Source organism: Halobacterium sp. NMX12-1, from assembly GCF_040435975.1.
GTDB classification, from domain to species: domain Archaea; phylum Halobacteriota; class Halobacteria; order Halobacteriales; family Halobacteriaceae; genus Halobacterium; species Halobacterium hubeiense.
The window spans coordinates 727014-750604 of sequence record NZ_CP159204.1 but is presented as its reverse complement, the minus strand read 5'-3'; the positions used below and the strand labels follow the sequence as shown (position 1 = coordinate 750604).

Annotated in this window: 30 protein-coding genes and 1 pseudogene; 16 read left to right on the top strand and 15 right to left on the bottom strand. The window is 69.3% G+C overall.

Going from position 1 to position 23591, the window contains the following annotated elements; genetic code table 11:
- Positions 1–7: 7 nt before the first annotated feature.
- Both ABSL23_RS05420 and trxA read right to left on the bottom strand, forming a co-directional pair.
- Complete coding sequence (locus ABSL23_RS05420; protein WP_353634962.1) at positions 8–1870, bottom strand: SLC13 family permease; 1863 nt, start codon at positions 1868–1870, stop codon at positions 8–10.
- Between the two features lie 112 nt (positions 1871–1982).
- A complete protein-coding gene (gene trxA, locus ABSL23_RS05415) occupies positions 1983–2252 on the bottom strand; it encodes a thioredoxin (RefSeq protein ID WP_059055243.1) in 270 nt (89 codons plus the stop codon).
- A 150-nt stretch (positions 2253–2402) separates the two neighbouring features.
- On the opposite strand from trxA, the gene ABSL23_RS05410 reads away from it, so the two are divergent.
- Genes ABSL23_RS05410 through ABSL23_RS05390 form a run of 5 tightly spaced genes read left to right on the top strand, consistent with a single transcriptional unit; the run spans position 2403 to position 4752 of the window.
- A complete protein-coding gene (locus ABSL23_RS05410) occupies positions 2403–2564 on the top strand; it encodes a preprotein translocase subunit Sec61beta (protein ID WP_353634961.1) in 162 nt (53 codons plus the stop codon).
- A 45-nt stretch (positions 2565–2609) separates the two neighbouring features.
- Positions 2610–3209, top strand: a complete 600-nt coding sequence (pdxT, locus tag ABSL23_RS05405; protein ID WP_353634960.1) for a pyridoxal 5'-phosphate synthase glutaminase subunit PdxT — start codon at positions 2610–2612, stop codon at positions 3207–3209.
- A gap of 22 nt (positions 3210–3231) precedes the next feature.
- Positions 3232–3678: a bifunctional nuclease family protein gene (locus ABSL23_RS05400; protein WP_353634959.1), complete on the top strand. Its 447-nt coding sequence runs from the start codon at positions 3232–3234 to the stop codon at positions 3676–3678.
- Positions 3675–3959, top strand: a complete 285-nt coding sequence (gene hisE, locus ABSL23_RS05395; protein WP_353634958.1) for a phosphoribosyl-ATP diphosphatase — start codon at positions 3675–3677, stop codon at positions 3957–3959. The genes ABSL23_RS05400 and hisE overlap by 4 nt, the downstream gene beginning before the upstream one ends.
- Before the next feature lie 43 nt (positions 3960–4002).
- On the top strand, positions 4003–4752 hold the full coding sequence (locus ABSL23_RS05390; RefSeq protein WP_353634957.1) for an alpha/beta hydrolase: 750 nt from the start codon (positions 4003–4005) through the stop codon (positions 4750–4752).
- Here the strand turns inward: ABSL23_RS05390 and ABSL23_RS05385 are convergent.
- The gene (locus ABSL23_RS05385; RefSeq protein WP_353634956.1) at positions 4749–5105 is read right to left on the bottom strand and encodes a DUF5518 domain-containing protein; all 357 of its coding nucleotides are present in this window, start codon (positions 5103–5105) and stop codon (positions 4749–4751) included. The two genes, ABSL23_RS05390 and ABSL23_RS05385, sit on opposite strands and share 4 nt — an antisense overlap.
- A gap of 91 nt (positions 5106–5196) precedes the next feature.
- On the opposite strand from ABSL23_RS05385, the gene ABSL23_RS05380 reads away from it, so the two are divergent.
- Positions 5197–6183: an NOG1 family protein gene (locus ABSL23_RS05380; protein WP_353634955.1), complete on the top strand. Its 987-nt coding sequence runs from the start codon at positions 5197–5199 to the stop codon at positions 6181–6183.
- On the opposite strand, the gene ABSL23_RS05375 is transcribed toward ABSL23_RS05380, so the two are convergent.
- Positions 6184–7479, bottom strand: coding sequence for a TIGR00341 family protein (locus ABSL23_RS05375; protein WP_353634954.1), 1296 nt, complete (start codon positions 7477–7479; stop codon positions 6184–6186).
- A 47-nt stretch (positions 7480–7526) separates the two neighbouring features.
- On the bottom strand, positions 7527–8279 hold the full coding sequence (locus tag ABSL23_RS05370) for an SIMPL domain-containing protein (protein WP_353634953.1): 753 nt from the start codon (positions 8277–8279) through the stop codon (positions 7527–7529).
- A 109-nt stretch (positions 8280–8388) separates the two neighbouring features.
- Between ABSL23_RS05370 and engB the strand changes: the two genes are divergently transcribed.
- Complete coding sequence (engB, locus tag ABSL23_RS05365) at positions 8389–9006, top strand: GTP-binding protein EngB (RefSeq protein WP_059055226.1); 618 nt, start codon at positions 8389–8391, stop codon at positions 9004–9006.
- A 414-nt stretch (positions 9007–9420) separates the two neighbouring features.
- On the opposite strand, the gene ABSL23_RS05360 is transcribed toward engB, so the two are convergent.
- Positions 9421–10644: an NUDIX domain-containing protein gene (locus ABSL23_RS05360; RefSeq protein WP_353634952.1), complete on the bottom strand. Its 1224-nt coding sequence runs from the start codon at positions 10642–10644 to the stop codon at positions 9421–9423.
- Positions 10645–10732: 88 nt separating this feature from the next.
- Between ABSL23_RS05360 and ABSL23_RS05355 the strand changes: the two genes are divergently transcribed.
- Both ABSL23_RS05355 and ABSL23_RS05350 read left to right on the top strand, forming a co-directional pair.
- Positions 10733–11494, top strand: a complete 762-nt coding sequence (locus ABSL23_RS05355; RefSeq protein WP_059055224.1) for a coenzyme F420-0:L-glutamate ligase — start codon at positions 10733–10735, stop codon at positions 11492–11494.
- A complete protein-coding gene (locus tag ABSL23_RS05350) occupies positions 11481–12455 on the top strand; it encodes a 5,10-methylenetetrahydromethanopterin reductase (RefSeq protein WP_089649647.1) in 975 nt (324 codons plus the stop codon). The genes ABSL23_RS05355 and ABSL23_RS05350 overlap by 14 nt, the downstream gene beginning before the upstream one ends.
- On the opposite strand, the gene ABSL23_RS05345 is transcribed toward ABSL23_RS05350, so the two are convergent.
- Positions 12452–12649, bottom strand: a complete 198-nt coding sequence (locus ABSL23_RS05345) for a hypothetical protein (RefSeq protein ID WP_059055220.1) — start codon at positions 12647–12649, stop codon at positions 12452–12454. The genes ABSL23_RS05350 and ABSL23_RS05345 overlap by 4 nt on opposite strands.
- A 72-nt stretch (positions 12650–12721) precedes the next feature.
- Between ABSL23_RS05345 and ABSL23_RS05340 the strand changes: the two genes are divergently transcribed.
- Both ABSL23_RS05340 and yciH read left to right on the top strand, forming a co-directional pair.
- Positions 12722–12925, top strand: a complete 204-nt coding sequence (locus tag ABSL23_RS05340; RefSeq protein WP_082687249.1) for a hypothetical protein — start codon at positions 12722–12724, stop codon at positions 12923–12925.
- A gap of 452 nt (positions 12926–13377) precedes the next feature.
- Positions 13378–13671 (top strand): stress response translation initiation inhibitor YciH, encoded by a 294-nt coding sequence (gene yciH, locus ABSL23_RS05335; protein WP_058980746.1) that lies wholly within the window; start codon positions 13378–13380, stop codon positions 13669–13671.
- A gap of 94 nt (positions 13672–13765) precedes the next feature.
- Here the strand turns inward: yciH and ABSL23_RS05330 are convergent, their stop codons facing one another.
- Positions 13766–14134 carry a rhodanese-like domain-containing protein gene (locus ABSL23_RS05330; protein ID WP_353634951.1) on the bottom strand — a complete coding sequence of 123 codons (369 nt, stop codon included), beginning with the start codon at positions 14132–14134 and terminating at the stop codon, positions 13766–13768.
- Positions 14135–14181: 47 nt separating this feature from the next.
- Positions 14182–14754, bottom strand: coding sequence for an NUDIX hydrolase (locus tag ABSL23_RS05325; protein WP_353634950.1), 573 nt, complete (start codon positions 14752–14754; stop codon positions 14182–14184).
- Positions 14755–14847: 93 nt separating this feature from the next.
- Here ABSL23_RS05325 and ABSL23_RS05320 point away from each other — a divergent pair, with 93 nt between their 5' ends.
- A complete protein-coding gene (locus tag ABSL23_RS05320; protein WP_353634949.1) occupies positions 14848–15285 on the top strand; it encodes a metal-dependent transcriptional regulator in 438 nt (145 codons plus the stop codon).
- Here ABSL23_RS05320 and ABSL23_RS05315 read toward each other — a convergent pair whose 3' ends face one another.
- The 5 genes and pseudogenes from ABSL23_RS05315 to ABSL23_RS05295 all read right to left on the bottom strand — a co-directional run bounded on the left by ABSL23_RS05315 (position 15286) and on the right by ABSL23_RS05295 (position 20430).
- Positions 15286–15705 (bottom strand): DUF5809 family protein, encoded by a 420-nt coding sequence (locus ABSL23_RS05315; RefSeq protein ID WP_353634948.1) that lies wholly within the window; start codon positions 15703–15705, stop codon positions 15286–15288.
- Between the two features lie 24 nt (positions 15706–15729).
- The gene (locus ABSL23_RS05310) at positions 15730–16107 is read right to left on the bottom strand and encodes a DUF5810 domain-containing protein (protein ID WP_353634947.1); all 378 of its coding nucleotides are present in this window, start codon (positions 16105–16107) and stop codon (positions 15730–15732) included.
- Positions 16108–16129: 22 nt separating this feature from the next.
- Positions 16130–16633, bottom strand: a complete 504-nt coding sequence (rimI, locus tag ABSL23_RS05305) for a ribosomal protein S18-alanine N-acetyltransferase (protein ID WP_059055206.1) — start codon at positions 16631–16633, stop codon at positions 16130–16132.
- 97 nt (positions 16634–16730) lie between these two features.
- A complete protein-coding gene (locus ABSL23_RS05300; RefSeq protein ID WP_353634946.1) occupies positions 16731–18716 on the bottom strand; it encodes an aconitate hydratase in 1986 nt (661 codons plus the stop codon).
- Positions 18717–18844: 128 nt separating this feature from the next.
- Positions 18845–20430 (bottom strand): annotated as a pseudogene (locus ABSL23_RS05295) (S8 family serine peptidase).
- A gap of 133 nt (positions 20431–20563) precedes the next feature.
- On the opposite strand from ABSL23_RS05295, the gene ABSL23_RS05290 reads away from it, so the two are divergent.
- From ABSL23_RS05290 to corA, 3 genes are read left to right on the top strand one after another with little or no spacing between them, the layout of a single operon-like run.
- Positions 20564–21028 carry a deoxyuridine 5'-triphosphate nucleotidohydrolase gene (locus tag ABSL23_RS05290; protein WP_059055203.1) on the top strand — a complete coding sequence of 155 codons (465 nt, stop codon included), beginning with the start codon at positions 20564–20566 and terminating at the stop codon, positions 21026–21028.
- A 41-nt stretch (positions 21029–21069) separates the two neighbouring features.
- Positions 21070–21234, top strand: a complete 165-nt coding sequence (locus ABSL23_RS05285) for a hypothetical protein (protein WP_169793376.1) — start codon at positions 21070–21072, stop codon at positions 21232–21234.
- Positions 21231–22199: a magnesium/cobalt transporter CorA gene (gene corA, locus ABSL23_RS05280; RefSeq protein WP_059055201.1), complete on the top strand. Its 969-nt coding sequence runs from the start codon at positions 21231–21233 to the stop codon at positions 22197–22199. The genes ABSL23_RS05285 and corA overlap by 4 nt, the downstream gene beginning before the upstream one ends.
- Here the strand turns inward: corA and ABSL23_RS05275 are convergent.
- Positions 22196–22759: a hypothetical protein gene (locus ABSL23_RS05275; RefSeq protein ID WP_353634945.1), complete on the bottom strand. Its 564-nt coding sequence runs from the start codon at positions 22757–22759 to the stop codon at positions 22196–22198. The two genes, corA and ABSL23_RS05275, sit on opposite strands and share 4 nt — an antisense overlap.
- 96 nt (positions 22760–22855) lie before the next feature.
- Here ABSL23_RS05275 and ABSL23_RS05270 point away from each other — a divergent pair, with 96 nt between their 5' ends.
- The gene (locus ABSL23_RS05270; protein ID WP_059055198.1) at positions 22856–23554 is read left to right on the top strand and encodes a DUF502 domain-containing protein; all 699 of its coding nucleotides are present in this window, start codon (positions 22856–22858) and stop codon (positions 23552–23554) included.
- Positions 23555–23591 lie beyond the last annotated feature (37 nt).

Below are 23591 nucleotides of genomic sequence, written 5' to 3'. Positions count from 1 at the left end.
GGGACGCTCACAGCGTCCAGAAGAACGCGATGCCGGCGACCGTGACAAACGATAGCAGCAGCTGCAGCGGCATCCCGACGCGGACGTAGTCGCTGAACTTGTAGCCGCCCGGCCCGTAGACGAAGAGGTTCGTCTGGTAGCCGACGGGCGTCATGAACGCCGTCGAGGCCGCGAACGTCACCGCGAGCACGAACGCGAACGGGTTCGCGCCGACTTCCAGCGCGGCCTCGACGGCGACGGGAATCATCAACACGACGCTGGCGTTGTTCGAGATGACGCCCGTGATGAGGCTCGTGGAGACGTAGAACACCCACAGCACGCCGATTGCTGGGAGGAACTCGCCTGTCGCCGCGACCAGCGCCCCGAGCAGTTCCGCGCCGCCGGTCTGCTCTAAGGCGATGCCAAGCGGGATGACGCCCGCCAGCAGGAAGATGACGTTCCAGTCCACGGAGTCGTAGATTTCCCCGGGCCGCAGCACGCCGGTGGCGACCATCGCGACGACGCCCGCGAGCGCCGACACGACGATGTTGACGGGCAGCAGCGTCGCCGCGCCGATGACGCCGACGATGGTGGCGACGGCGTACGGAATCTTCTCCGTGCGGTAGTCGGGCTCGTCGGGCTCGTGCGCGAGGATGAAGTCCGGGCTCTGGGAGAGCCGGTCGATGCTGTCCTCGGGCGCCTGAATCAGCAGCGTGTCGCCGACGCGGAGCTTCAGCTCGTCCATGCGCTGGCGGACCGTCTCCCCCCGGGAGCGGTACGCCAGCACGTTCGCGTCGTAGCGCCCGCGGAACGACGACGACTTCAGCGTCTCGCCGACCAGCGACGACCCCGACTGGATGACGAGTTCGACGAGCGTCTGGTCTTCCTCGGTGCTGGGCTCCAGCTCGGGGTCGGTCTCCGGCGCGCCCGTGAGCGCGAGGTCGTCGACGTTCGCGATGGCGCCCAGCGTCTCGCGGTCGGTCCGAATCGTGAGCACGTCCCCGGGCTTGATGACCTTCTGGCCGATGGGCTCGATGAAGCGCTCGCCGCCGCGCACGAGCTGGAGCACGTCCGCGTCGAAGCGCTGTTCGTCGATGGCCTCCGAGACGGTCTTCCCGACGAGCGGCGAGGACGCCTGCACGACGACCTCGCTGAGGTAGTCCTGCATCTCGTACTCCGCGAGGTAGTCCTCCTCGGGCGGGACGCGCTCGGGGAGCAGCCAGTAGCCAATCGTCATCAAGTACGCGGACCCGACGACGAGCACGATGGCGCCGAGGTGCGTGAACTCGAACATCGAGAACGCGTGCAGCGCCTCGACGCCGCGCTCGGCGCCGATGCGCTCGGCGGTCTGGCTCGCGAGGATGTTCGTCGACGTGCCGATGAGCGTGAGCATCCCGCCGAGCATCGACGCGAACGACAGCGGCATCAGCAGTTTCGAGGGCGAGGTGCCGCCCTTGTGCGCGAGGTCGCTGATGACGGGGACGAGGATGGCGACGACGGGCGTGTTGTTGATGAACCCGGACGCCGGCCCCGTGGCGAGAATCGTCGAGGCGAGCTGGCGGTGCTTGTTCGTCCCCGCGAACGCCGACATGTACCGGCCGATAATCTGGACGACGCCCGACCGGGAGATGCCGTTCGAGAGAATGAGCATCGCCAGCACCGTGATGGTCGCGGGGTTCGAGAACCCCGAGAGCCCCTCGGTGACGGAGATGTTCGTCCAGTCCTGGAGGACCATCAGCGTCACCATCACGAGAATCGCGGTGACGTCCAGCGGCAGCGCCTCCGTCACGAACAGCACCAGCGTGATTGCGACGAGGACGAAGACGACTGCCATCTCGGTCGTCACCGGGGGGAGGTCCCCGAGTGCGGCGAGCGGCAGAGACGCGAACATGAGGGGACTGTCGGCGGTGGGTTACAACAGCCTGACGGTCGCTACGCTGGCGACGAGAAAACAACGGGGAAGGAGGTGACGCGGCAGCGGGTCGCGTCGGGAGAACCGACGGTTAGGCGCCGGCTTCTTCGAGCGCGTCCTCGAGCTGGTCGCGCTGCGTGACGCCGACGAAGCGCTCGACGACGCCGTCGTCGTCCTCGATGACGACGGTCGGAATCGAGCGCACCTGGTACTCGTTGGCGACGTCCTCGTTCTCGTCGACGTCGATCTTCTCGAAGGTGACGCGGTCGCCGTAGTCCTCCTCGAGGTCCTCGAGGATGGGGTCCTGCGTCTTGCAGGGGCCACACCAGTCGGCGTAGAAGTCCTTGATGGTGACAGTCATCGGTCTATTCGTCCTTGCCCCGCGCCCCGCATAAGGGTTACTCACGGGACGACCCTCGCCGCTTCGGCGGCGTGCGCCCCGCAGCGTCGCTCGCGCCGCGAGCCACCGGGACACGAAAGGTTTAGGCGGGTGCGGGTCCGACTCGGTCGTATGAGCAGCGGACAGAACTCCGGCGGGCTGATGTCCAGCGCAGGGCTGGTCCGGTACTTCGACTCCGAGGACCCGAACGCCATCCGCATCGACCCGCGCTCCGTGGTGGCGACGGGCGCGTTCTTCGGCGTCGCCGTCCTCCTCCTGCAGTTCTTCGCGTAGCCCGACCCCGAGAGGCTTTTTCCGCGGCGGTCCGTAAGCGAGCACATGACTGTCAGCGCCGGCGTCGTCGCCGTGCAGGGGGACGTCTCCGAGCACGCGGACGCCATCCGTCGGGCCGCCGACGAGCACGGGCTGGACGCCGAGGTCACCGAGATTCGGCGCTCCGGGCTCGTCCCCGACTGTGACATCCTGTTGTTGCCGGGCGGGGAGTCGACCGCGATTTCGCGGCTGCTCGCCCGGGAGGGCATCGACGAGGAGATTCGGGCGCACGTCGACGCCGGGAAGCCGATGCTGGCGACGTGCGCGGGCCTCATCGTCTCCTCGACCGACGCCAACGACGACCGCGTGCAAACGCTTGACCTCGTGGACGCGACCGTCGACCGGAACGCGTTCGGCCGCCAGAAGGACTCCTTCGAGGCGCCGCTGGACGTCGAGGGGCTGGACGAGCCGTTCCCCGCGGTGTTCATCCGCGCGCCGCTGGTCGCCGACGTCGGCGAGGACGTGGACGTGCTCGCGGACTGGGAGGGGAACCCGGTCGCGATTCGGGACGGCCCGGTCGTCGGCACGTCGTTCCACCCGGAGCTCACGAACGACTCCCGCATCCACGACCTCGCGTTCTTCCTGAACGAGGAGGCAAGCTTTTGACCGTCCTCGCGAAACCATGCCCATGAACGCTCACATCGACGGCGTCCGCGTGGCGGGGACGCCGGACGGCCCGCTGCCGGTCGTGCTCGTCGGCGTCGACGGCACCGACGACGTGCTCCCCATCTTCGTCGGCTTCGAGGAGGCCACCAGCATCGCGCGCGGGCTGGACGCCGCGGACATCGGGCGGCCGCTGACCCACGACCTCACGCTCGACCTCGTCGAGGAGCTCGGCGGCCGCATCGACCACGTGGCCGTGTCGGACGTCGACGAGGGGACGTACTATGCGGACCTCCACGTCGATACGCCGCGCGGCGGGGCAGTCGTAGACGCGCGCCCGAGCGACTCGCTGGCGCTGGCGGCGCGCACCGACGCCCCAATCGAGGTCGCCGAAGCCGTCTTCGAGGACGGCCGCCGCGACCCCGCGGAGTTTGACGACCTCGACGACATCCGCGAGGTGATGGCGGCGTGAGCGACGTGCTCCGCGAACTGTTCGCGGTCATCGAGGACCGCAAGGAGACCCTCCCCGAGGACTCCTACACGGCCGAACTGTTCACGCACGAGAAGGGCGAGAACGCCGCCCTGGAGAAGCTCGGGGAGGAAGCCACGGAGTTCCTGCTCGCCGCGAAGGACGGCGACGAGGACGAACTCGCCCACGAGGGCGCGGACATCATCTACCACATGCTCGTCGTGCTCGCCCAGCACGACATGGACGCCGAGGACCTGCTGGACGAACTGGAAGCGCGGCGGTAGCCGACCAGTATCGCTCAAGTAGCCGGGCACGAAAGCCCGGCACGTGCATTCTATCACTTCTGCGGACGGCACCGAAGTCGGGTACGAGACGCGCGGCGACGGCCAGCCACTCGTGCTCGTCCACGGGACCAGCGCGCGCAAGGAGAGCTTCCGCGACCTCGTGCCCCACCTCGCCGACGACTTCGAGGTCGTGACCTACGACCGGCGTGGCAGGGGAGCGAGCGGTGACGGCGACGAGTACAGTTTCGAGCGCGAAGTCGAGGACCTCCGAGCGGTCGTCGAAGCGGTTGATGGCGAGCTAATCGTGCTCGGGCACTCCTTCGGCGGATTGGTCGCGCTCGAAGCCGCCAACGAGATGGATATCGACCGGCTGGTGCTGTACGAGCCCCCGATTCTGGTGGGCGAGCCACACGGCGGCGACCTCGGCGAACGGATTCGCGCACGCCTCGCGGACGGCAACCGCGTCGGTGCCGTCGAAGTGTTCCTCGACGCAGTCGGCGCTGCCGACCTGCTCCCGCAGCCGGCAGTCGAGCAGGCCGCGGGCATCGTGGAGACGGTCGCACGCGAGATCGAGGTCGTGGAGGACTACGACCTCGACGACCCGGAGACCGGCGTGCCGACGCTGCTCGTGCTCGGCGAACAGGGTCCCGAGCACCTCCGCGAGGCGGTGGAGACGCTGGACGGCGCGCTCGCGGAGACGGAGCGCGCGGAGTTAGCGGGTGTCGGGCACCTCGGCATCAACACCGCGCCCGAACAGCTCGCCGACGCGGTCCGCGAGTTCGCGCGGGATTAGGCGAGGAAGCCGCCGATGGCGCCCGCGATGGCGCTGTCGATGGCGAGCAGGCCGAAGAAGACGAGCGCGAGCGCGCCGACGCCGAGCCCGAGCAGTCCCACGGGCAGGAGGCCGGTCGCGGAGAACAGCACGCCGAGCACGAGGACGACGACGGCGACGAGGAGGCCGCCGAGCGCGCCCGCGAGGAAGCCGTGGACGGCGCCGCCCCAGACGCCGTCGTCCGCCATCCAGCCAGCGACGAAGCCGCCGACGAGGCCGGCGGCCGCGTGGCCGACGCCCGGGAGCGCGAACGCGAACACGCCGAGCACGAACTCTACGGCGAACCCAGTGAGGACCGCGCGCCAGTTGACCATACCGGAGGGAGGCGGCGGAGGCCGAAAAGCCTCGCGGGCCGTGTCGGTCCCGATACGTGCGCTTTTACGTCTCGCAGGCCTACTCCGGGGTATGATTTTCGAGAACCTGCCGACGACCCCGACGTCGGAGGAGCTCCTCGACAAGGCGTTCTCGCGGGCAGCCCGGGCGGGCCGCGCGAAGGGCGGCTACGAGGCCCAGGAGTCGATGCTGCAGACGTCGTCGAACATCCTCGGTGACAACCTCCACAACGTCGTGACGGCGTGGCCGGACTTCGACACCGTCGACCCGTTCTACTACGAGCTCGCGGACGCCGTGCTCCGACGGGAGTTCGACGACGACCGCGGGGTGGACGCGCTGCGTCAGCACCTCTCCGAGATTTCGTGGGCGGCGAACAAGACCCACGACCTCGGCCGGGAATACATCGGGAAGCTCCCCCGCGGCGACACCGACGCGATGCGAAAAGTCCGCAAGCAGGGGTTCGCGCGCATGGGCTCCGTGATGGACCAGATCGAGGAGGACCTCGACGCCGTGGGCCGCGCCCGCGACGCCCTGAAGAATCTCCCCGAAATCGACCCGGACGCGCCGACCATCGTGGTCGCGGGCTACCCGAACGTCGGGAAGTCGTCGTTCGTGAACGCCGTCTCGACGGCGAAAATCGAGACCGCCGAGTACCCGTTCACGACGAAGGGCATCGAGGTCGGCCACCTCGACGTCGAGCGCGTGCGCTGGCAGATCGTGGACACCCCCGGCCTGCTCGACCGGCCCGCTGACGAGCGCAACGAAATCGAGAATCAAGCAGTTTCGGCGCTCGCGCACGCCGGCGACGTCATCCTGTTCTTCCTCGACGCCAGCGAGACCTGCGGGTACATGCTCGACGACCAGCGCGCGCTCCGCGCGGAAGTCGCCGACCAGTTCGGCGACGTGCCGCTGGTCACGGTTTGCAACAAGGCGGACCTCTCCGAGGACGTGGCGGCGGACTGCTACATGAGCGTCCAGAACGGCGAGGGCGTCCAGGAGACGCTGGACGCGGCGGTGGAGGCCGTCGGCTACGAGCCGACGCTCCCCCACGAGGAGTAGTCAGCCGGACTGCTGGCGGTAGACGTACCTGACCTCCAGTTCGACGTCGTGGTCGGCGGTCGCGGCGACGCGCTCGTTCAGTCGGTCGTAGAGCCCGGGGTAGTCGGCGTCGGGCGGCACGCCGACGGTGACGACGACGCGCTGTGGCTCGCGCTGTACGAACCCCTGTTCGTACTCGTAGGTCGTGTCCAGCAGCGCGGCGTCCGCGTACTCGGACTGCGAGAGCACGTCGCCGACGGCGTCGTTGATGGCCTGTTCCTCGGTGGCGGACTGGTAGGACGTGTACGTGACGCCGCCGAGGAACGCCGACAGCACGACGATGGCGACCGCGAGCGCGGCGCCGCGCTTCAGTAACGCCGAGCGCGCCTGCCCGACCTCGAAGAACCGCTGCGGGCGGTAGCCCGAGTACCACAGCACGACGAGCGCGGCGAGGTTGATGGAGAGGACGTTCACCATGACGAGCACGCCGGACCCGACCGCGAGCGTCGGAACGCCCCACGCGATGCCGATGCCGACGCTGGCCGCCGGCGGAATCAACGCGACGGCGATGGCGACGCCGACCAGCGCCGACGAGACGCCGGTCATCAGGCTGAACACGCCCGCGACGCCGGCGCCGAGCGCGACCACCAGCGAGAGGAAGTCCGGGCGCAGGCGCTCGCTGACCTCCGACAGCGTCAACACGTCCAGCCCGGGCGGGACGACGTTCGTGAACTTCACGAAGAACGCGAACGCCGCCGCGCCGACGACGGCGAGCACGACGCCCACTAACTGGAGGTAGACGCCCCTGCGGAACAGGTCCTCGTCGTCGACGACGGTGCCGACGCTCGCGGACATCGCCGGCCCGAGCAGCGGCGCGATGACCATCGAGCCGACGACCGTCGCCGGCGAGTCCAACAGCAGGCCCGCGGTCGCGATGATGGTGCTGACCAGCGTCATCACGACGTAGGTCGTCCGGGACGGCGCGAGGTCCTTCGCGCGAGCGACCAGCTCCTCGCGGGCTATCTTGTCGCCGTTCTCCTCCTCCTCGGTGTAGCGCTCTTCGAGCTCGTCGAAGTGTCGCGAGACGACCGTCTCCGCGCTCAGGACGACCGTGTAGGCGTCCTCGGAGAGCCCCGCCGAGCGGAGCGCGTCGAGCGCGTCCTCGACGGCCTCGGTCGGTATCGGGAAGTGGACGACGGCGTTGTAGTCGCGGCCGCTGGTCTCGTCGCTGACCACGTAGTCGATGCCCTCCTCGTCGAGCGCGTCGAGGACGGCCTCCCGTTTGCCCGTCGGAACGGTCGCCTGAACGAGTCGCACGACTGCGCGTTCACGGGGGCGAAGGAAAAGCGTTCAGGGAGCGACGCTCAGGCGACGGTCGCGTTGTACGTCACGCGGACGTCCGCGGTGACGGTGACCGGCCCGGACTCCACGGACGTCCCGGACGCCGCGCCGCCGGCCGAGAGCGCGGCCGACTCGACGCGGTACGCGCGGTAGTCTGTGTTCGTCGAGACGATAGTGTGGGTGTCGGTCACAGAGAGCCCGCCGGCGTCGGCGAGCGTGTCGGCGCGCGTCTCGGCGTTCCCCATCGCGTTCGTGAGCGCGTCCTGGTAGAGGGACTCGCGCTTCTCGTCGGAGAGCGTGAACGAGACGCCGTCGACGCGGTCCGCGCCGTTGTTCACGGCGGTGTCGATGACCTCGCCGGCCGCGTCAGTGTCCTCGACGGTGATCTCGAACGCGTGCGTGCCGACGTACTGGCCGCGCTCGGTCCCCTCGGGCGTCCGCTCGCGCTCCTGATGGATGTCGAAGTACGCGGTGCGGACGTTCTCCGACGGGACGCCGTACGACTCCAGCGCCGACTGCATCGTCTCCGCGCGCTCGGCGACCTCGTCGCGGACCGCCGACGAGTCGTTGCCGGTGGCCGTCACCGCGACCCGGACGACCGCCTGGTCGGGCGACGCCTCCACGGTGCCGTCCGCGGAGACCGTAATCGACTGTTCGTCGGGCGCCGCCTGGCCGGCTGTCGCCGACCCGCTCCCGAGAGTGAGGGCGCCGGCGACGCCGGCGGTCACCAGCAGGGCCGTCCCGAGCACCGCGAGCACGAGTGTTTGCTGTCGCATCACACACCACGCTACGACGGGCCGCCTCTTCAACCTCGCTCAGAGTGAAACCGCCGTTTGAGCGTGCGCCGGACGCGGGACTTAACCCCGCCGACCGGCTACGAACGGTATGTTCGACACCCGCCCCGACCGCAGCGACGAGGTCGTCCTCGTCGGCCGGTCGAACGTCGGCAAGTCCACGCTCATGCGGGAGATTACCGGCCACAGCGTGGCGACCGGCCAGAAGCCCGGCGTCACCCGGAAACCCAACCACTACGACTGGGCCAGCGACGACTTCGTCGTCACCGACCTCCCCGGCTTCGGGTTCATGTCCGGCGTCGAGGACGACGTCCGCGAACGCATCAAGACCGACGTCGTCCGCTACCTGGAGGACAACGCCGACGACATCATGGTCGGCGTGCTCGTCCTCGACGGCAAGGCCGCCGTCGACATCATCGACCGCCACACCAGCGACGACGAGATTCCCCACGTCGTCGAGCTGTTCTACCTCCTCCAGGACCTTGACATCCAGCCGGTCGTCGCCGTCAACAAGATGGACAAAGTAGACGACCGCGACGAACGACTGAACGACGTCGCCGACCGCCTCGGCCTCCACCCCCCGTGGAAGCAGTGGCAGGACACCATCGCCCCCATCGCCGCCAAACACGGCCGCACCAGCGCCTTCGACGACGCCGTCCGGACGCACCTCGACGCCGAGAAACGCGACGACCTCAAGAAGTTCTTCTAGGCGACCTTTTGCGCTGCGGGCGCGCGGAGCGCGCCCTCGACAAAAGCTCGGCCAAAAGCCGTCCTCACCCCTTCGGGGGTTCGTCGGCCTCGCGGCGAAGCCGCGAGTGAACCGCTCGCCTCGGGCTCTCCGAGCCGCTCGGCTCGCGGATGCTCCGCTGCCGGCTGCGTAGGTTCAAGTGAGAGAACGGAGCCAACAGAACGCGTGACCTGACAGTCGCCGCGGGCCGGCGGACGCGGAACGGCGGCGGACCGGCTCGCGGACTCGAACGCCGCCTGCGAGCTACAGCCGTCGCTGCCTAGTTCTGAGGCGGGCGACTCGGGAGAAAATTCCTCGTCACAAGGGGCTCGGAGGGGGTAACTCCTCGTCACCGTCGCCCGGGAGCGTGGTAGGGGCTCCCGGGAGAAGAGCCTTTCACTCCCAGTCCGCCCAGCGACGGTGTTCGTCGGCGACCCGCTCGACGTCTGCGGAATCGAGTCGCCCCTCCTCGGTGACGACGCCGTCGACGAGGCGCGCGGGAACGACCTCGAAGACGGGGTCGCAGACGTCGAGCTGCGCGTCGCCGTCGTACAGCGACCCGGCTTCGCTGTCGCCGACCGGGTGCGGTTCCAGGGCTACCTTGTCAGCGGCGCAGACGACCAACACCGGAATGCCGGCGTCGCGGGCGGCGAGCGCGGCGGCGCGCGTCCCGACCTTGTTGACGACGCGGCCGTCCGGGAAGACGGCGTCCGCGCCGACGAGCACCGCGTCGGCGTCGGCGACCGTCGCGGGAACGTTCGCGTCGCTGGTGAGCGTCACGTCGAAGTCGCCGACGAACGACTCCGCGACAGCAATCCCCTCGCCGCCGGGCCGTGATTCGGCGACGAACACCTGCTCGGAGCGCGCGTGGTAGAGCGCGCGTTCGACGGTCCCGGAGCGCGAGAGCGTGAACACCGCGTCGATGTCGTCGAGTTCGCTCGCTACGTTGCTCGCGGCGCGGTCGTCCGCATCGACGGCCTCGCGAGCGACCTCACGGGCCGCGGCTTCGACGCTGTCGGCCGCGCGGTCGGCGGTCGTCACCGCGCGGTTCACGCGATTCCGGACGACCGCCATCCCCGGCTTCGCGTCGCGGAGTCGGCGGGCAGTCTCAGCGACCGCTGGCCAGCCGCCGTCGTCGGCGGCGAGCGCGGCCTCGTCGCGGAGCACGTCGAGCGCGCGCAGCGAGAGGTACGCCGAGCCGTGCTCGTCGTCGCCGGCGACCGTCTCGACGGTCGGCCGCACGGCGTCGTAGGACGTCCAGAGTTCGGGGACGGTGTCGAGCTCCCGGATTTCGGTCGCCGGCACCCACTCGTAGTCGGCGGTCTCCCAGTTCGGGTCGACGTTCCGAGTGTCGCAGTCGAAGAAGTAGGGGTGGACGACCCACGTGCCGTGCTCGGGGTCGGTCACCTCGAAGGGGTCGCCGCGGCGGACGAGCGAGACCGCGTCGTGGAGCCCCGTCTCCTCGGCGATTTCGACGCGGGCCTGCGCGTCCGGGTCGCCCTCGGCGTGGCCGGCGACCGCGCCCCACTGTCCGGGGTAGGAGCCGACGTCGTCGCTGCGTCGCAACAGCAGTACGTCCGGCCCGTTCCGCAGGAAGGCGGTGACGACGTGCGTTGGCACATGGGGAACTGGGAGCGCCAGCGGCTTGAACGTAGTCCAGCGTGTCCGGTACCGCCGGGGCTTTTGTCGGTGGCGTCGAAGCCCGGGTATGCACGCGTTCGCGGTGCCGGAGTTCCCGGAGGTGCGTTCGGACGACAGCCTCGCCGACCTCGTCGCCGAGCGCGCCGACCTAGAGGACGGCGACGTGGTCTGCGTCGCGAGCACGATCGTCTCGAAGGCTGAGGGGCGGACGGCGTCACTGGCGGACTACCCGGCGGGGCCGCGCGCCCGGGAAATCGCCGTCCGGTTGGCGGACGCCACGGGCGAGCAGAAGGACCCGCGGTTCGCGCAGGCGGTCCTCGAGGAGTCCGTGGACTTGCTGATGGAGGCGCCGTTCCTGTTGACGGAGACGCCGTTCGGCCACGTCGGCGTGAACGCCGGCATCGACCGGTCGAACACGGGCGGCGCCGAACTACTGTTGCTCCCGGAGCGACCGTCGGAGAGCGCCGAGCGCATCCGCGAGGGCTTGGATGCGGACGTCGCGGTCGTCGTGACCGACACGTCGGGGCGGCCGTTCCGGCACGGCCAGCGCGGCGTCGCGCTCGGCTGGGCGGGAATGCCCGCGTCCCGGGACTGGCGCGGAGAGACCGATCGCGACGGCCACGAGCTCGAAGTGACCGTCGAGAGCGTGGTGGACGAGCTCGCGGCGACCGCGAACCTCGTCTCCGGGGAGGGCGACGGCGGCACGCCCGTCGTCGTCGTCCGGGAGTTCGAGTTCGGCGACCACGAGGGCAGCGAGGCGCTGTACCGCGAGATAGACGGTGACTTCGTGCGGCAGGCGCTCCGGGGGTGGGAGTATGCGCGGAATTGAGCTGACGCCCGAGATTCCGGTCTCGGAGGTCGCAGACCTCGCGTCGCGGGCGGAGTCAGTGGGCTTCGACGCGGTGTTCGCGTCGTGTCATTACAACAACCGCGACCCGGCAATCGCGCTCGACCGAATGGCGGCCGCGACCGAGACCGTGCAACTCGGTCCGGGGGTGGCGAACCCCTACGACACCCACCCCGTGAAGCTCGCGTCGCAGGTCGCGACCCTCGACGAGGTGAGCGGCGGGCGCGCGATGCTGGGGCTGGGTGCTGGCGACGCCTCGACGCTCCGCAATCTCGGCGTCGAGCGGGAGAAGCCGCTGCGGCGGGTGCTGGAGGCGATGAAAGTCTCGCAGGACCTGTGGGCGGGCGAGCGCGTGGATCACGACGGGACGTTCGTCGCGCGGGACGCGGGCCTGAACTACGAGGTCGGCGAGATTCCGGTGTACGTGGGCGCGCAGGGCCCGCACATGCTCCGGATGGCCGGCAAGCACGCCGACGGCGTGCTGGTGAACGCGAGCCACGAGAAGGACCTCGCGTGGTCGGCCGACCGCGTCGCGGAGGGAGAAGCGGACCGCGTGGTGGACGGCGACGTGGACGTGGCGGCGTTCGCGTCGGTGTCCATCGCCGAGGACGCTAACGCCGCGCTGGAGGCCGCGCGGCCGCCGGTCGCGTTCATCGCGGCGGGCGCGGCGCCGCCCGTACTGGAGCGCCACGGCATCGACGCCGAGCGCGCCAGCGACATCGGCGACGCCATCGAGGCCGGCGAGTTCTCGGCGGCGTTCGAGCAGGTGACCGACGGGATGCTGGAGGCGTTCTGCATCGCGGGCGACCCCGGGGACGTCGCCGAGCAGTTGGCGGCGGTCGGCGAGCACGTCGACAGCGTGGTGGCGGCGTCGCCGCTCGGTCCCGACCGGGAGAAGGCGGTGTCGCTGCTCGCGGACGCGTTCGATTCGGCGGGCGTCTAGGGCTGGCGCTGGGTCGCGGTGTCCGGGACCAGCGACTCGGCGAGCGCGCCGAGCGCGAGCGCGCCGAAGCCGCCGGCGGAGAGCGTGACGATGGCGCCGCCGAGGAGGACGAGCGCAGCGGAGAGCGGGTCCGTGCTGGCGGCGGTGACGATGTTCTCGACGAGCGAGACGGCGTTGTCGATGAACCAGACCATATGCGGTCGTGTGTGAGCTGGTACCTTAGATGCTCCGGGACGGTTATGTCGGTCGCCCCCGAATTCGGGGGCGTGTCCGACGACGCCACGCTCGATGCGTTCGCCCGAGCGGACGACGAACGGGAATCGGACGATGACGCCGACGAGCCGGCCGCGACGCCGGTGACGAGTTCGTGGAGCGACGCGTCGGTCTGTGCGGCCTGCGGCGAGGCCGCACAGCGGCGCTGGCTGGACGACGGCGAGTTCGTGTGCGCGGCCTGTAAGCGCTGGTCGTGAACCGGCATTGTCGTGTGTGACCGAGAAACAGACAAGTGACACGTGGCGAGCGGAAGCCCACCCTTTCAGGGGTGGGAGGATGTCAAAACTGACGACGCCCGGCGCTCGCACACCATAACAGACGCACACGACACCCACACGGTCACCGATTCGCGGGGTGGCGCGACGACCGCGATGTCGGTCCCGGACGCCAGCGACCTCACGGCGTCGCTGACCGCGGGTCGGTGTGCTTCAACCCGACGCCCAGCGACGAACGAACGAGCGCCGAACAGGCGCGTGTCGCGGCGGCGCGCGAGAACGGCACCGACGGCGTCGACGCGGCGGGCAGCAAGGCCGGGACGTGGACGCCGCCGAAGCGAGGCGGCTCGCGCGGTCGCTGGCCGCCGAAAACAGCCGCCTGCCCGGTCCTCGGCGATAGTGTTTAATAGGCGGATTTCGTACGCACACGTGTAATGTCTGAGGTGTGCTCGACGTGCGGGTTGCCCGAGGAACTCTGCGTCTGCGAGGACGTCGCCAAAGAGTCCCAGCAAATCGAAATCCGCATCGACGAGCGACGCTACGGAAAGGAAGTTACCGTCATCGAAGGATTCGACCCCAACGACGTCGACCTCGACAGCCTGTCGTCGGACCTCAAGTCGAAGTTCGCGTGCGGCGGCACCGTCGAGGACGGCGAAATCGAACTCCAAGGCAACCACTCGGGGCGCGTGGAGGACTTCCTCCGCGACAAGGGCTTCAACGTCGCCTAACCCGCGCGTCGACGACCACCGCTTCTCTCTCAGTGTTCGCGTCGCCGAGCCGCACGGCTCCGCAGTACAGCTACCGCAGGAGGAGCGCCAGCGTTCAGAACGGGGATTCGGTCGCGGACTCGGTGTCCGGCCCCTCGTCGCGGTCGTCGGCGACGACGTCGCCGTCCCAGCCGGTGATGCCGCTGGCGAGGCTCTCGACGCGCGCGTCCTCGGCGAGGCCCTCGTAGGACTTGATGAGCCGGGCGGCCTGCTGGCTGGCCTGCCCGTGTGGGCAGACGGTGACGACGCGGTCGGCGCCCTCTAGCTGGTCGACGGACTGCGGGAGTTCGGAGAAGGGGATGTTCTCGCTGTCCGGGATGTGGCTGCGCTCGAAGGCCGCCCGCTGGCGGATGTCGACGACACGGACGTCCTCCCCGTCGTCGAGGAGCGCTTCGAGTTCGTCGGCGGAAATCTCGCCGTCCATGTCCCTCCGGTGGGTCTGTGCGGAGTTACGGCTTGCGGTCGTGGAACTTAGAGGTAGCCGTCGGCCCGCGCGAGCAGCAGGCCCTCGATGGTGGCGTCGTTGGCGGGCGGCTCGCGGGCCACCGACAGCGCCTCCTCGACGGGCACGCGCTCGACGGAGAGAAACTCGTTGTCGTCGAGGTCGCGCCCCACCTCCGTCAGCCCCTCCGCGAAGACGATGCCGCGCTGGTGGCGGAGCACGCCGGTCGCCGTCCAGAACGATTCGAGGAAGTGGACGTCGTCGGCGTCGTAGCCGGTCTCCTCGCGGAGTTCGCGGCGGCCAGCGGAGACGTACGACTCGCGGTTCGGGGTCGGTGCGACATCCTCCGTATCGCCGCTCGACTCTTCGACTATCCCCGCGACCAACTCCATGCACTGCTCGCGAATCGTCGGCCGGTACTGGTCGACGAACAACACGTCCCCGTCGTCGACGGCGACGACGACGACCGCGGGCGGCAGTTGTGCCCAGTAGTAGTCTTTCAGCGAGCCGTCGGGCTGCTCGACGCGGTCGTAGCCGCCGTCGTACCAGCTCGTCTCGTACTCGGTCATGGCGTCGACGACCGGCCAGTCGTGGTCGCGCATGGGCGACCGTACGCGCTCGCCCACAAAGCCTCCCGGGGAGTCGGCGCGGCCGGGAACAGCCTTTTCCCTCCGAGGGGCGGACGAACACGCGAGATGAGTGGGGGAGACCTCTCGGAGACGGCGGGCCGCTACCTCAGCGCCATCCTGCTGGTGTCCGCCCGCGAGGGCCGCCCGGCGAAGACCGGCGAGGTCGCCGACCGGCTCGACGTCGACCCCGCGACCGTCACCGAGCGCGTGAACGACTTCGCCGAGCGCGGGCTCGTCGACTACGAGCGCTACGAGGGCGCGACGCTCACCGGGGACGGCGAGACGGTCACGCGCGAGCTCATGTGGAAGCGGTGTCTCGTGGAGAACTTCACGAGCGACGACCTCGACCTCGACGGCGCCGATTCCGATTCGATCGGCGGCGCGCTCTCCGACGAGGCCGCTCGCGCGCTCAAGCGCCACATCGACCACCCCTGCACGGGGCGGTGTTCGGCGCCGGACGCGGACTTCGCGGAGTGTTGCTCGGACTACCAGGTGTCGCGGTAGTCAGAGGACCGGCTCGTAGAACTCGCTGAACGCGATGCGGCGCAGCGTCGCGACGGCGGCGTCGGGCTCGTTCTGGAACGTCGTCGCCACCAGCGCGTCCGCGAACGGGACGTAGTGCCACGCGGCGCGGTCCACGTCGCTACTTCCGTTTTCGTGGACTTCGGCGTCGGGGTGGTCGGCTTTCGCGGTTTCGAACTCCTCGTAGTCGCCGACCTCGACTGCCAGCAGCGAGGCGAACATCGCTTCGCGGGCGGCGCCCACGACGTCGCTGGTGACGCGCTCGTCGTACTCCTCCTTGGAGAGTTCCATCGCGCGAGCGACCTCGCGGGTGACTGTCTGTGCGGCCGGCCCCACGCCCTCGAAGCGCTCGCGGACCGCGGCTTCGGTCGCGGGCGCGAGCACGCCACGCGTCTCTGTCATGCACGAAAAAACAGCCTGGACGCCCTACTGGGTTTCGGAGTCGTCGTCGCCGTCCTCGGGGTCGGGGCTCGCCAGCGACGACTCGTGGAGCTGCTCGGTGAGCTCCTGTGCGTCGTCGAGAATCGCGGCCGCCTCCCCGGAGAGGTCGGCGTCGCCGTGCTGTTCGACGGCAGGCATCTCGTGGCCGTGGGGCTCGGTCACCGTCTCCGTGTCCGTCTCCTCGGCGTGCTCGGTCACGTCGGGCGCCAGCGACTCGGGGTCGCGGTCCTCCCAGTCCGGCACGGTCTCGTCGAGCCACGCCTCGTGGTCGCCGCCCCGCACCAGCGCCGTGAACGCGAGGTGGTTCGCGAGGTGTTCGCCGTCGGCTTCCTCGACGCCGCAGACCGGACACTCGTAGCCCATGCCGGAGAGATGGGGCTACCGCCTAAAACGCGTCACGGTCTTCGAGGTTCGCGACGAGCACGTAGGCGTCCTCGCCGTCCGAGTAGTACTGCGGGAGCGTCCGCAGGTACTCGAAGCCGTGTTTCTCGTAGAGGTTCATCGCGGCGTCGTTGCTCTGCCGGACTTCGAGTTTCACGCTGCGGACGCCCTGCCCGCCGAGCGCGGACAGCGACCGCCGCAGCAGCGCCGCGCCGATTCCCTCGCCGCGGCTGTCCGGGCGGACCGCGATGTCCTTGACGTGGCCAAGCGGCTGGCGGTGGTTCGGAATCGTGTCCGCGACCACGTACCCCGTGATTTCGCCGTTCGCGGCGACGGGGCCGCCCGTCTCGCTGACGAGGAACGCCGGCGTCCCGACCTGCCGCTCGAACGCCGAGTACGGCCACGGCTGGTCGAACACCTCCTTCTCGATGCCGAACACGTCCAGCAGGTCCGCGCGGGTCGCCTGCCGGATGGCCGTGTCGGAGCCTCGCGGGGCGACGGTCGTCACGTGCCACCCTAGGCACACCGCGGATAAAGGCGCTGTGGCAGGCGAAGTCCACGCGCCGCTGTCGGGCCGCGAAAGAAAGGAGAGAGAATCGAGGCGCTTAGTCGTCGGCGGAGCTCGTCGCGCCGCTGTCGCCGTGGCGCTGCTTCGTCAGCGAGAGCTTCCCGCCGGCCGCGAGCGTGCGGCGCTCGCGCTCGGACGCGTCGAGGTAGGCGGTCGCCTCCCAGTCGTCGTTCACGCGGATGGTGAACTCCTCCTGGCCGGACTCGACGCCCGCGCGGGCGTCGTCGACGATTTCGACGTCGTCGCCCTGCTCGATGCGCTCGTAGGTCTCCTCGTCGATGGTGAGCGGAATCAGGCCGAAGTTGAACAGGTTGGCCTTGTGGATGCGCGCGAAGCTCTGTGCGAGCACCGCTTCCACGCCGAGGAACATCGGGCACATCGCCGCGTGCTCGCGGGAGGAACCCTGCCCGTAGTTCTCGCCCGCGACGAGCACGCTGCTACCGGCGTTCTTCGCGCGCTCGGCGAACGTGTCGTCGATGCGCGAGAGCGTGAACTCCGAGAGCCGCTCGATGTTCGAGCGGAACTTCAGGATGTCGGAGGTCGCCGGGATGATGTGGTCGGTCGTGATGTTGTCGCCCATCTTCAAGAGCGTCTCGCCGGAGACGTCCTCGTCGATGGGGTCCTTGACCGGCACGCTGGAGATGTTCGGGCCCTTGATGAGCTCGTCGTCGATGGCCTCGTCGGGCGTGATGATGTCGGGGTCGTCCGCGCCGTAGCCCGCGGAGTACTTGTCCGCGAGCTCGAAGCCGGGCGCTTCGAGGTCGCCGAGCTCGTCGGCGAGGTCGCGCGGGTCCACGATTTCGCCCTTGATGGCCGCCGCGGTGGCGACTTCCGGCGAGCAGAGGTACACCGAGTCGTCCTCGATGCCCGAGCGCCCCTCGAAGTTCCGGTTGAACGTCCGCAGCGAGACGGAATCGCTGGCCGGAACGTGGCCGATGCCGATACAGGCGCCGCAGGTCGCCTCGGAGAAGTTGACGCCGGCCGCCATCATCTCGGCGGTCCAGCCCTCGCGGGCGAGCATCTCGGAGGCCTGCTTGGAGCCGGGCGCGACAATCATCTCGGTGCCGGCGTTGACCTGACGGCCTTCCAGCATCTTCGCCGACGGGAGGATGTCCTCGTAGGCGCCGTTCGTACAGGAGCCGACGATGACCTGCTCGACCTGTTCGCCCTCGACCTCGCGGACGGGGACGACCTCGTCGGGCATGGACGGCTTCGAGACGAGCGGTTCGAGGTCCGAGAGGTCGACGACGATTTCGTCGGCGTACTCGGCGTCCTCGTCGGGGCCGAGGTCGACGAACTCGTCCTCGCGGTCGAACTGCGCGAGCCACTCCTCGGTCTTCTCGTCGGTCGGGAAGATGGAGGAGGTGGCGCCCAGTTCGGTGCCCATGTTCGTGATGGTGGTGCGCTCGGGCACCGAGAGCGTCTCCACGCCCGGACCCGTGTACTCGAGCACCTTGCCGACGCCGCCCTTCACGGAGAGGCGACGGAGGAGCTCGAGGATGACGTCCTTGGCGGTGGCCCACTCGGGGAGCTCGCCTTCGAGGCGGACGTTGACGACTTCCGGCATCTCGACGTGGTAGGCGCCGCCGCCCATCGCCACGGCGATGTCGATGCCACCGGCGCCGATGGCGAGCTGACCGAGCCCGCCGGGGGTCGGCGTGTGGCTGTCAGAACCGAGGAGCGTCTTGCCGGGCGCGGCGAAGTTCTCCTTGTGGACGTTGTGACAGATGCCGTTCCCGGGCCGGGAGAAGTACGCGCCGTACGTCCCCGCGGCCGAGCGCAGGAAGCGGTGGTCGTCGGTGTTCTTGAAGTCGAACTGATAAGTCTGGTGGTCGCAGTACTGGGCCGCGAGCTCGGTCTGGACTTCGTCCATCTCGAGGGCCTCGAACTGCAGCCAGACCATCGTCCCAGTGGTGTCCTGGGAGAGCGTCTGGTCGATCTCGATCCCGATTTCCTCACCGGGAACGAGGTCGCCCTCGACGAGGTGGTCGTCGAGGATTTTTTCCGTGAGCGTCTGTCCCATAGCGTCCGAAGATGCACCTTCGAAGATTATAAATCCCGCGTGTTTCAGGAACGGCGTATTCGCCTTATACGCGGGCTAAGTCCTTATTTGCACAGTGTGAACGACCCACACGATTCGCGGGTCGCTCGTCACTCGTACTCGGTGACCGTGAGCGTGTAGTCACCGCTCCCCGAGTAGGAGTCCACGAGCGCGTGGAGGTCCGTGGACGCGTCCGGGTCGTCGATGGAGATGGTCTCCTGGGAGTTGGTCGTCCACGAGCGGCGGTCGTAGTCCGAGGTGGTCGGGCACGCGTCCACGCCCGTGGTCGCGTAGAGGTCGAAGTCCGCGTCGGACGGCCCGGAGAGTTCGAGGACGACGCGGCTCGGGCTGTCGTACTCGAAGGCGTACGTGTGACACGTGCTTCCCCAGTAGTTCAGCGACCCGGAGACGGTCGTCGACGTCGAACCGCCGTCGCCGCCACCACCGCCACCACCGCCCCCGCCGGAACCGGGTTCGGTGGTGACGGCGTTGCCGACGTCGACGCGCCCCGCGCCCTGCTCGTCGCCGGAGAGGCCGACATCAACGGCGGTCGCCTTCAGGTGGTCGCGAAGTTCGGCGTTCGTAAGGTCGTACTGCGCGAGCGTCAGACCCGCGACCCCCGCGACCACGGGCGTCGCCATCGACGTCCCCGAGATGGAGTCGTAGCCGTCGTCGGTCCACGTCGAGAGGACGTTCGTCCCCGGGGCCGCGAGTTCGATGTTCGAGCCGTAGTTCGAGTACGACGCCAGCGTCTCGTCGGGGTCGAGCGCGCTCACCGCGAGACACTCGCTGTACGCCGCCGGGTAGGAGACGGAGCCCTGCCCGTCGTTGCCCGCCGCAGCGACGACGAGCGCGCCGTTGTCCGCGGCGTAGGAGACGGCGTTCTTCATCGTGTTCGTGTACCCGCCGCCGCCCAGCGAGAGGTTCACGACGTCCGCGCCCTGGTCGACCGCCCACGTCACGGCGTCAGCGATGTCCGACGTCGAGCCCGAGCCCTGCTCGGAGAGCGCGCGCCCGGAGAGCAGCTGGAGTTGCCGATGCCGGTGACGCCCTCGCCGTTGTCGGTCTCGGCGGCCGCGATGCCGCCGACGTGCGTGCCGTGGTACTCGTCGGCCATGCTGTCCGGGTACGGGTCGCCGTCGTCGTCCACGAAGTCCCGGCCGTAGTTCGAGACGGAGCCGTCCATGTTCCCGTCGAGGTCCGGGTGGTCGTACTTGACGCCCTGATCGACGACGCCGACGGTCACGGACGCGTCCCCGAACGTGACGTCCCACGCGTCGGGCGCGTTCACCTGCTGGTCGGCGTACTGGTCGCCGTACCGCGGGTCGTTGGGCGCGACCTGCGCCTGCAGTTCGACGTTCTGCTCGACGTACTTCACCGCGTCCGCGGCTTCGAGGCGCTCGCGGAAGTTCTCGTGAGCGGGCTCGGCGGCGTTCTCCGGCAGCCCGACGACGGTCGTGTTCAGCGTCTCGTTGCTGTCGAGGGCCTGCTCGCGGCCCTTCAGGTGCTGTTTCACGTACCCCTTCGGGTCGTCCTCGGTCGCGGAGACGCCGACGATGTACTCGCGGCGCTCCGGGCCGTTTCCGTTGCCGTTCCCCTTGCCGGGCGCGGCCGACGCCGCGCCGACCAGCGCTACTGTTCCGGCTGCCGCTGCCCCCAGGAAGCCGCGTCGCGTCAGGTTGGTATTGTCAGCCATACCACCCAACCGATCTACCGTTTAGACTTAAAATTTTTCTAGTTCTTACCTACAAATAATACTGTCTTGGGGTCGTATTCTACTCGGCGGTGGAACCGACAGAGCATAGGGCCGCGAGGGCGACCGCCCCTGCATGTACGAGAGCGGCGCGTTCGTCGCCGAGCACGTCGAACCGGTCACGAAAGCACAGGTCCAGCCGAACGGCGTCGACCTCACCGTCGAAGCCGTCCTCGAACAGCGCCAGCCCGGCCGCATCGGAACCGACGGCAAGACCATCGGCGACCGCCAGCCGGTCGCGACCGAGGCAGAGACGTTCACGCTCTCGCCGGGCGGCTACATCCTCCAGTACGCCGAGACCATCTCCATCCCCGAGGACCACGTCGGCTTCCTCTACCCGCGGTCGTCGCTGATGCGGAACTCCTGCATGCTCAACACCGCCGTCTGGGACGCCGGCTACACCGGGAAGGGCGAGGGACTGCTGCAGGTCCACCACGAGGTCGAACTCGAACGCGGTGCGCGCGTCGCCCAGCTCGTGCTCGCCGACGCCGAACACGCCGACACCTACGAGGGGAGCTACCAGGGCGAGCGCGTCGAGTAGTCGGGCGGGCACTTTTGGTGGCCGGGCGCGAGCACCAGAGCATGCACTGGCTGCGAGCGGCCGGCGTCGCCGCGACCGCCGCCGGCGTCGCGGGCTACGTCGTCGGCACCACCGTCGCCTACCCCGGGCGGGCGTTCAGCATCACCGCACTCATCGTCGGCATCACGCTGTTGAGCATCACCGCGGGACGGGAGGTGGCGGCGTGACCGTCGACTGCGTCGTCTACGCGGCCGACGGGCTCGCGGAGTGGACCGACCTCGAAGCCGCGCGGGACGCCGAAGGGACGACGTGGGTGCGCGTGACCGACCCCAGCGACGCCGAACTCGACGACGTCGCCGACGCCTACGACATCCACGCGCTGGAAGTCGAGGACGTGCGCGGGGACGTCCGGCCGAAGGTCGAGGAGTTCGACGAACACACGTTCGTGCTCGTGAAGGCGGCGACGCTGCGGCGCGGCGACGTCGCGTTCGCGGAGGAACTCCACGCACAGCAGGTCGGGCTGTTCCTCGGGGACGACTGGCTGGTCACCGTCGAACCGGAGCGCGTCGCCTCGCTGGACGACGTCTGGGAGCGCGTCCACCGCGAGGAGCCGCGGCTCGCCTCCCGGGGCGCGGACTTCACCGCGTACCGGTGTCTCGACCGCGTCGTCGACGACTACTTCGCCATCCTGGACGACATCGAGGACGACATCGAGGTCGTCGAGGACGAGGTCGTGGACGCCGCCGGCGACGACGTCCTCGAGCGCATCAACGACCTGCGCCGCGACCTGCTGTCCGTGCGGCGGCTGCTGTGGCCGACGCGGGAAGCCGTCGGCGTGCTGGCGCGCGGCGACCCCGAGCAGATCGGCGAGGACGCCGAGAAGTACTACCGGGACGTCTACGACCACCTCGTCCAGCTCGTCGACCTCGTGGAGACGTACCGCGACCTGACGAGCGGCGCCCGGGACATCTACCTGAACGCGCTGTCGATGTCCACCAACGACGCGATGAAGAAGCTCACCGTCGTCGCCACCGTCATCCTCCCGCTGACGTTCGTCGCGGGCGTCTACGGCATGAACTTCGAGCACATGCCGGAGCTGGCGTGGCCGTACGGCTACCCGGCGGTGATGGTCGGGATGGCCGCGATGGCGCTGATACTGATGGCGTACTTCCGCCGCGAGGACTGGGTCTAGACCTCGCGGACGTCGTCGAACAGCTCCGCGAACGTCGCGGCGACGTACGACGGTCGGTCGGCGGTGTCGAGGCCGGCGACGACGCGCGCGTCGTTGGCGGCCGCACACGACGTCAGCGCGTGCGCGAACCGGAACGCCGTCTCCGTGGACGTCGGGTCCAGCAGCGCCGAGAAGTCGTCGACGTAGACGGTGGTCTCGTCGTCCCACGCCGACACGTAGTCGTTGACGAGCACGCCGACGCTGGCGACGTCCGCGACCTCCGGGACGGTCTCGACGGCGGCCGTCGCGACCGCGAGGTCCTCGGACGCGGCGGCGGTCGGTTCGGCCGGCGCGGCAGCGGCCGCCCGCGAGTGCTCCCCGACACTCACGACGGCGGTGCGCTCCGGACCGGACTGGACCTCCCCGAGCCACGTCTCCGCGGCGGTCTCGTAAGTGATACCAAGCACGTTCGACGCCGGCGGGACGTCGGCGTCCGTCGCCACGGCGTCCGCGCCGGTGACGAGAACGTGCGTCGAGCCGCCGGCAGACCCTCCCCCTCGCATTCGTGTTCGCGTAATCATCTTACTCCACCGACATAAACTTTGACATGTGTTCTCTCGGGGGTCGGAAACACGGCCCACCGCCACACTTTTCTCCGCAGCGCGCCCGTTCGCGATATGCGGCTCAAGGAGTCACTGAAGAGCAGTTTTCTCGCGGGAGTAGTGCTGGTGGCGCCGCTGGTCGCGACGATTGTCATCCTCCGGTTCGTCACGAACCTCCTGGCGGGCCAGCTGCAGCCAATCGTCGAAGGGACGCGACTCGCCTCGTACACCGCCGACAACTACCTGCTGGCGCAACTGGTCGCGCTCGCGGTGCTGCTGGTCGCGGTCACCGTCCTCGGCGCGTTCGCCAAGCGCCCCACGGGCCGGCGCGTGTTCGGCCGGACCGGGCGGCTGGTGAACTTCGTCCCGGTCTTCCGCACCATCTACAGCAGCGTCAAGCAGATGGCGAACTCCGTCTCCTCGCGGAGTTCTGACTTCGAGTCCGCGGTGTACGTCGAGTACGAGCGCGACGGCCTCTACCGGCTCGGCCTGAAGACCGGCGAGAGCCCCAGCGGCGTCGGCGACGTGGCCGGCGAGCCCGCGCACAACGTCTTCGTGCCGGGCAGCCCCAATCCCACGCAGGGCGCGCTCCTAATGGTCCCGGAGAGCCGCGTCTACGACGCCGACCTCAGCGTCCGCACGGCCATCCGCATCCTCATGACGACGGGGATGGCCGACGGCTCCGGCAGCGACGCCATCGAACTCGACGAAGACGAACTCGCCGCGATGGGCGCGGCACCCGACGACGACCGCGACGCGGAGACCGAGCACTGATTCTCGCGGCGGCCCGCGACGCCGCGCGCCATTCCCG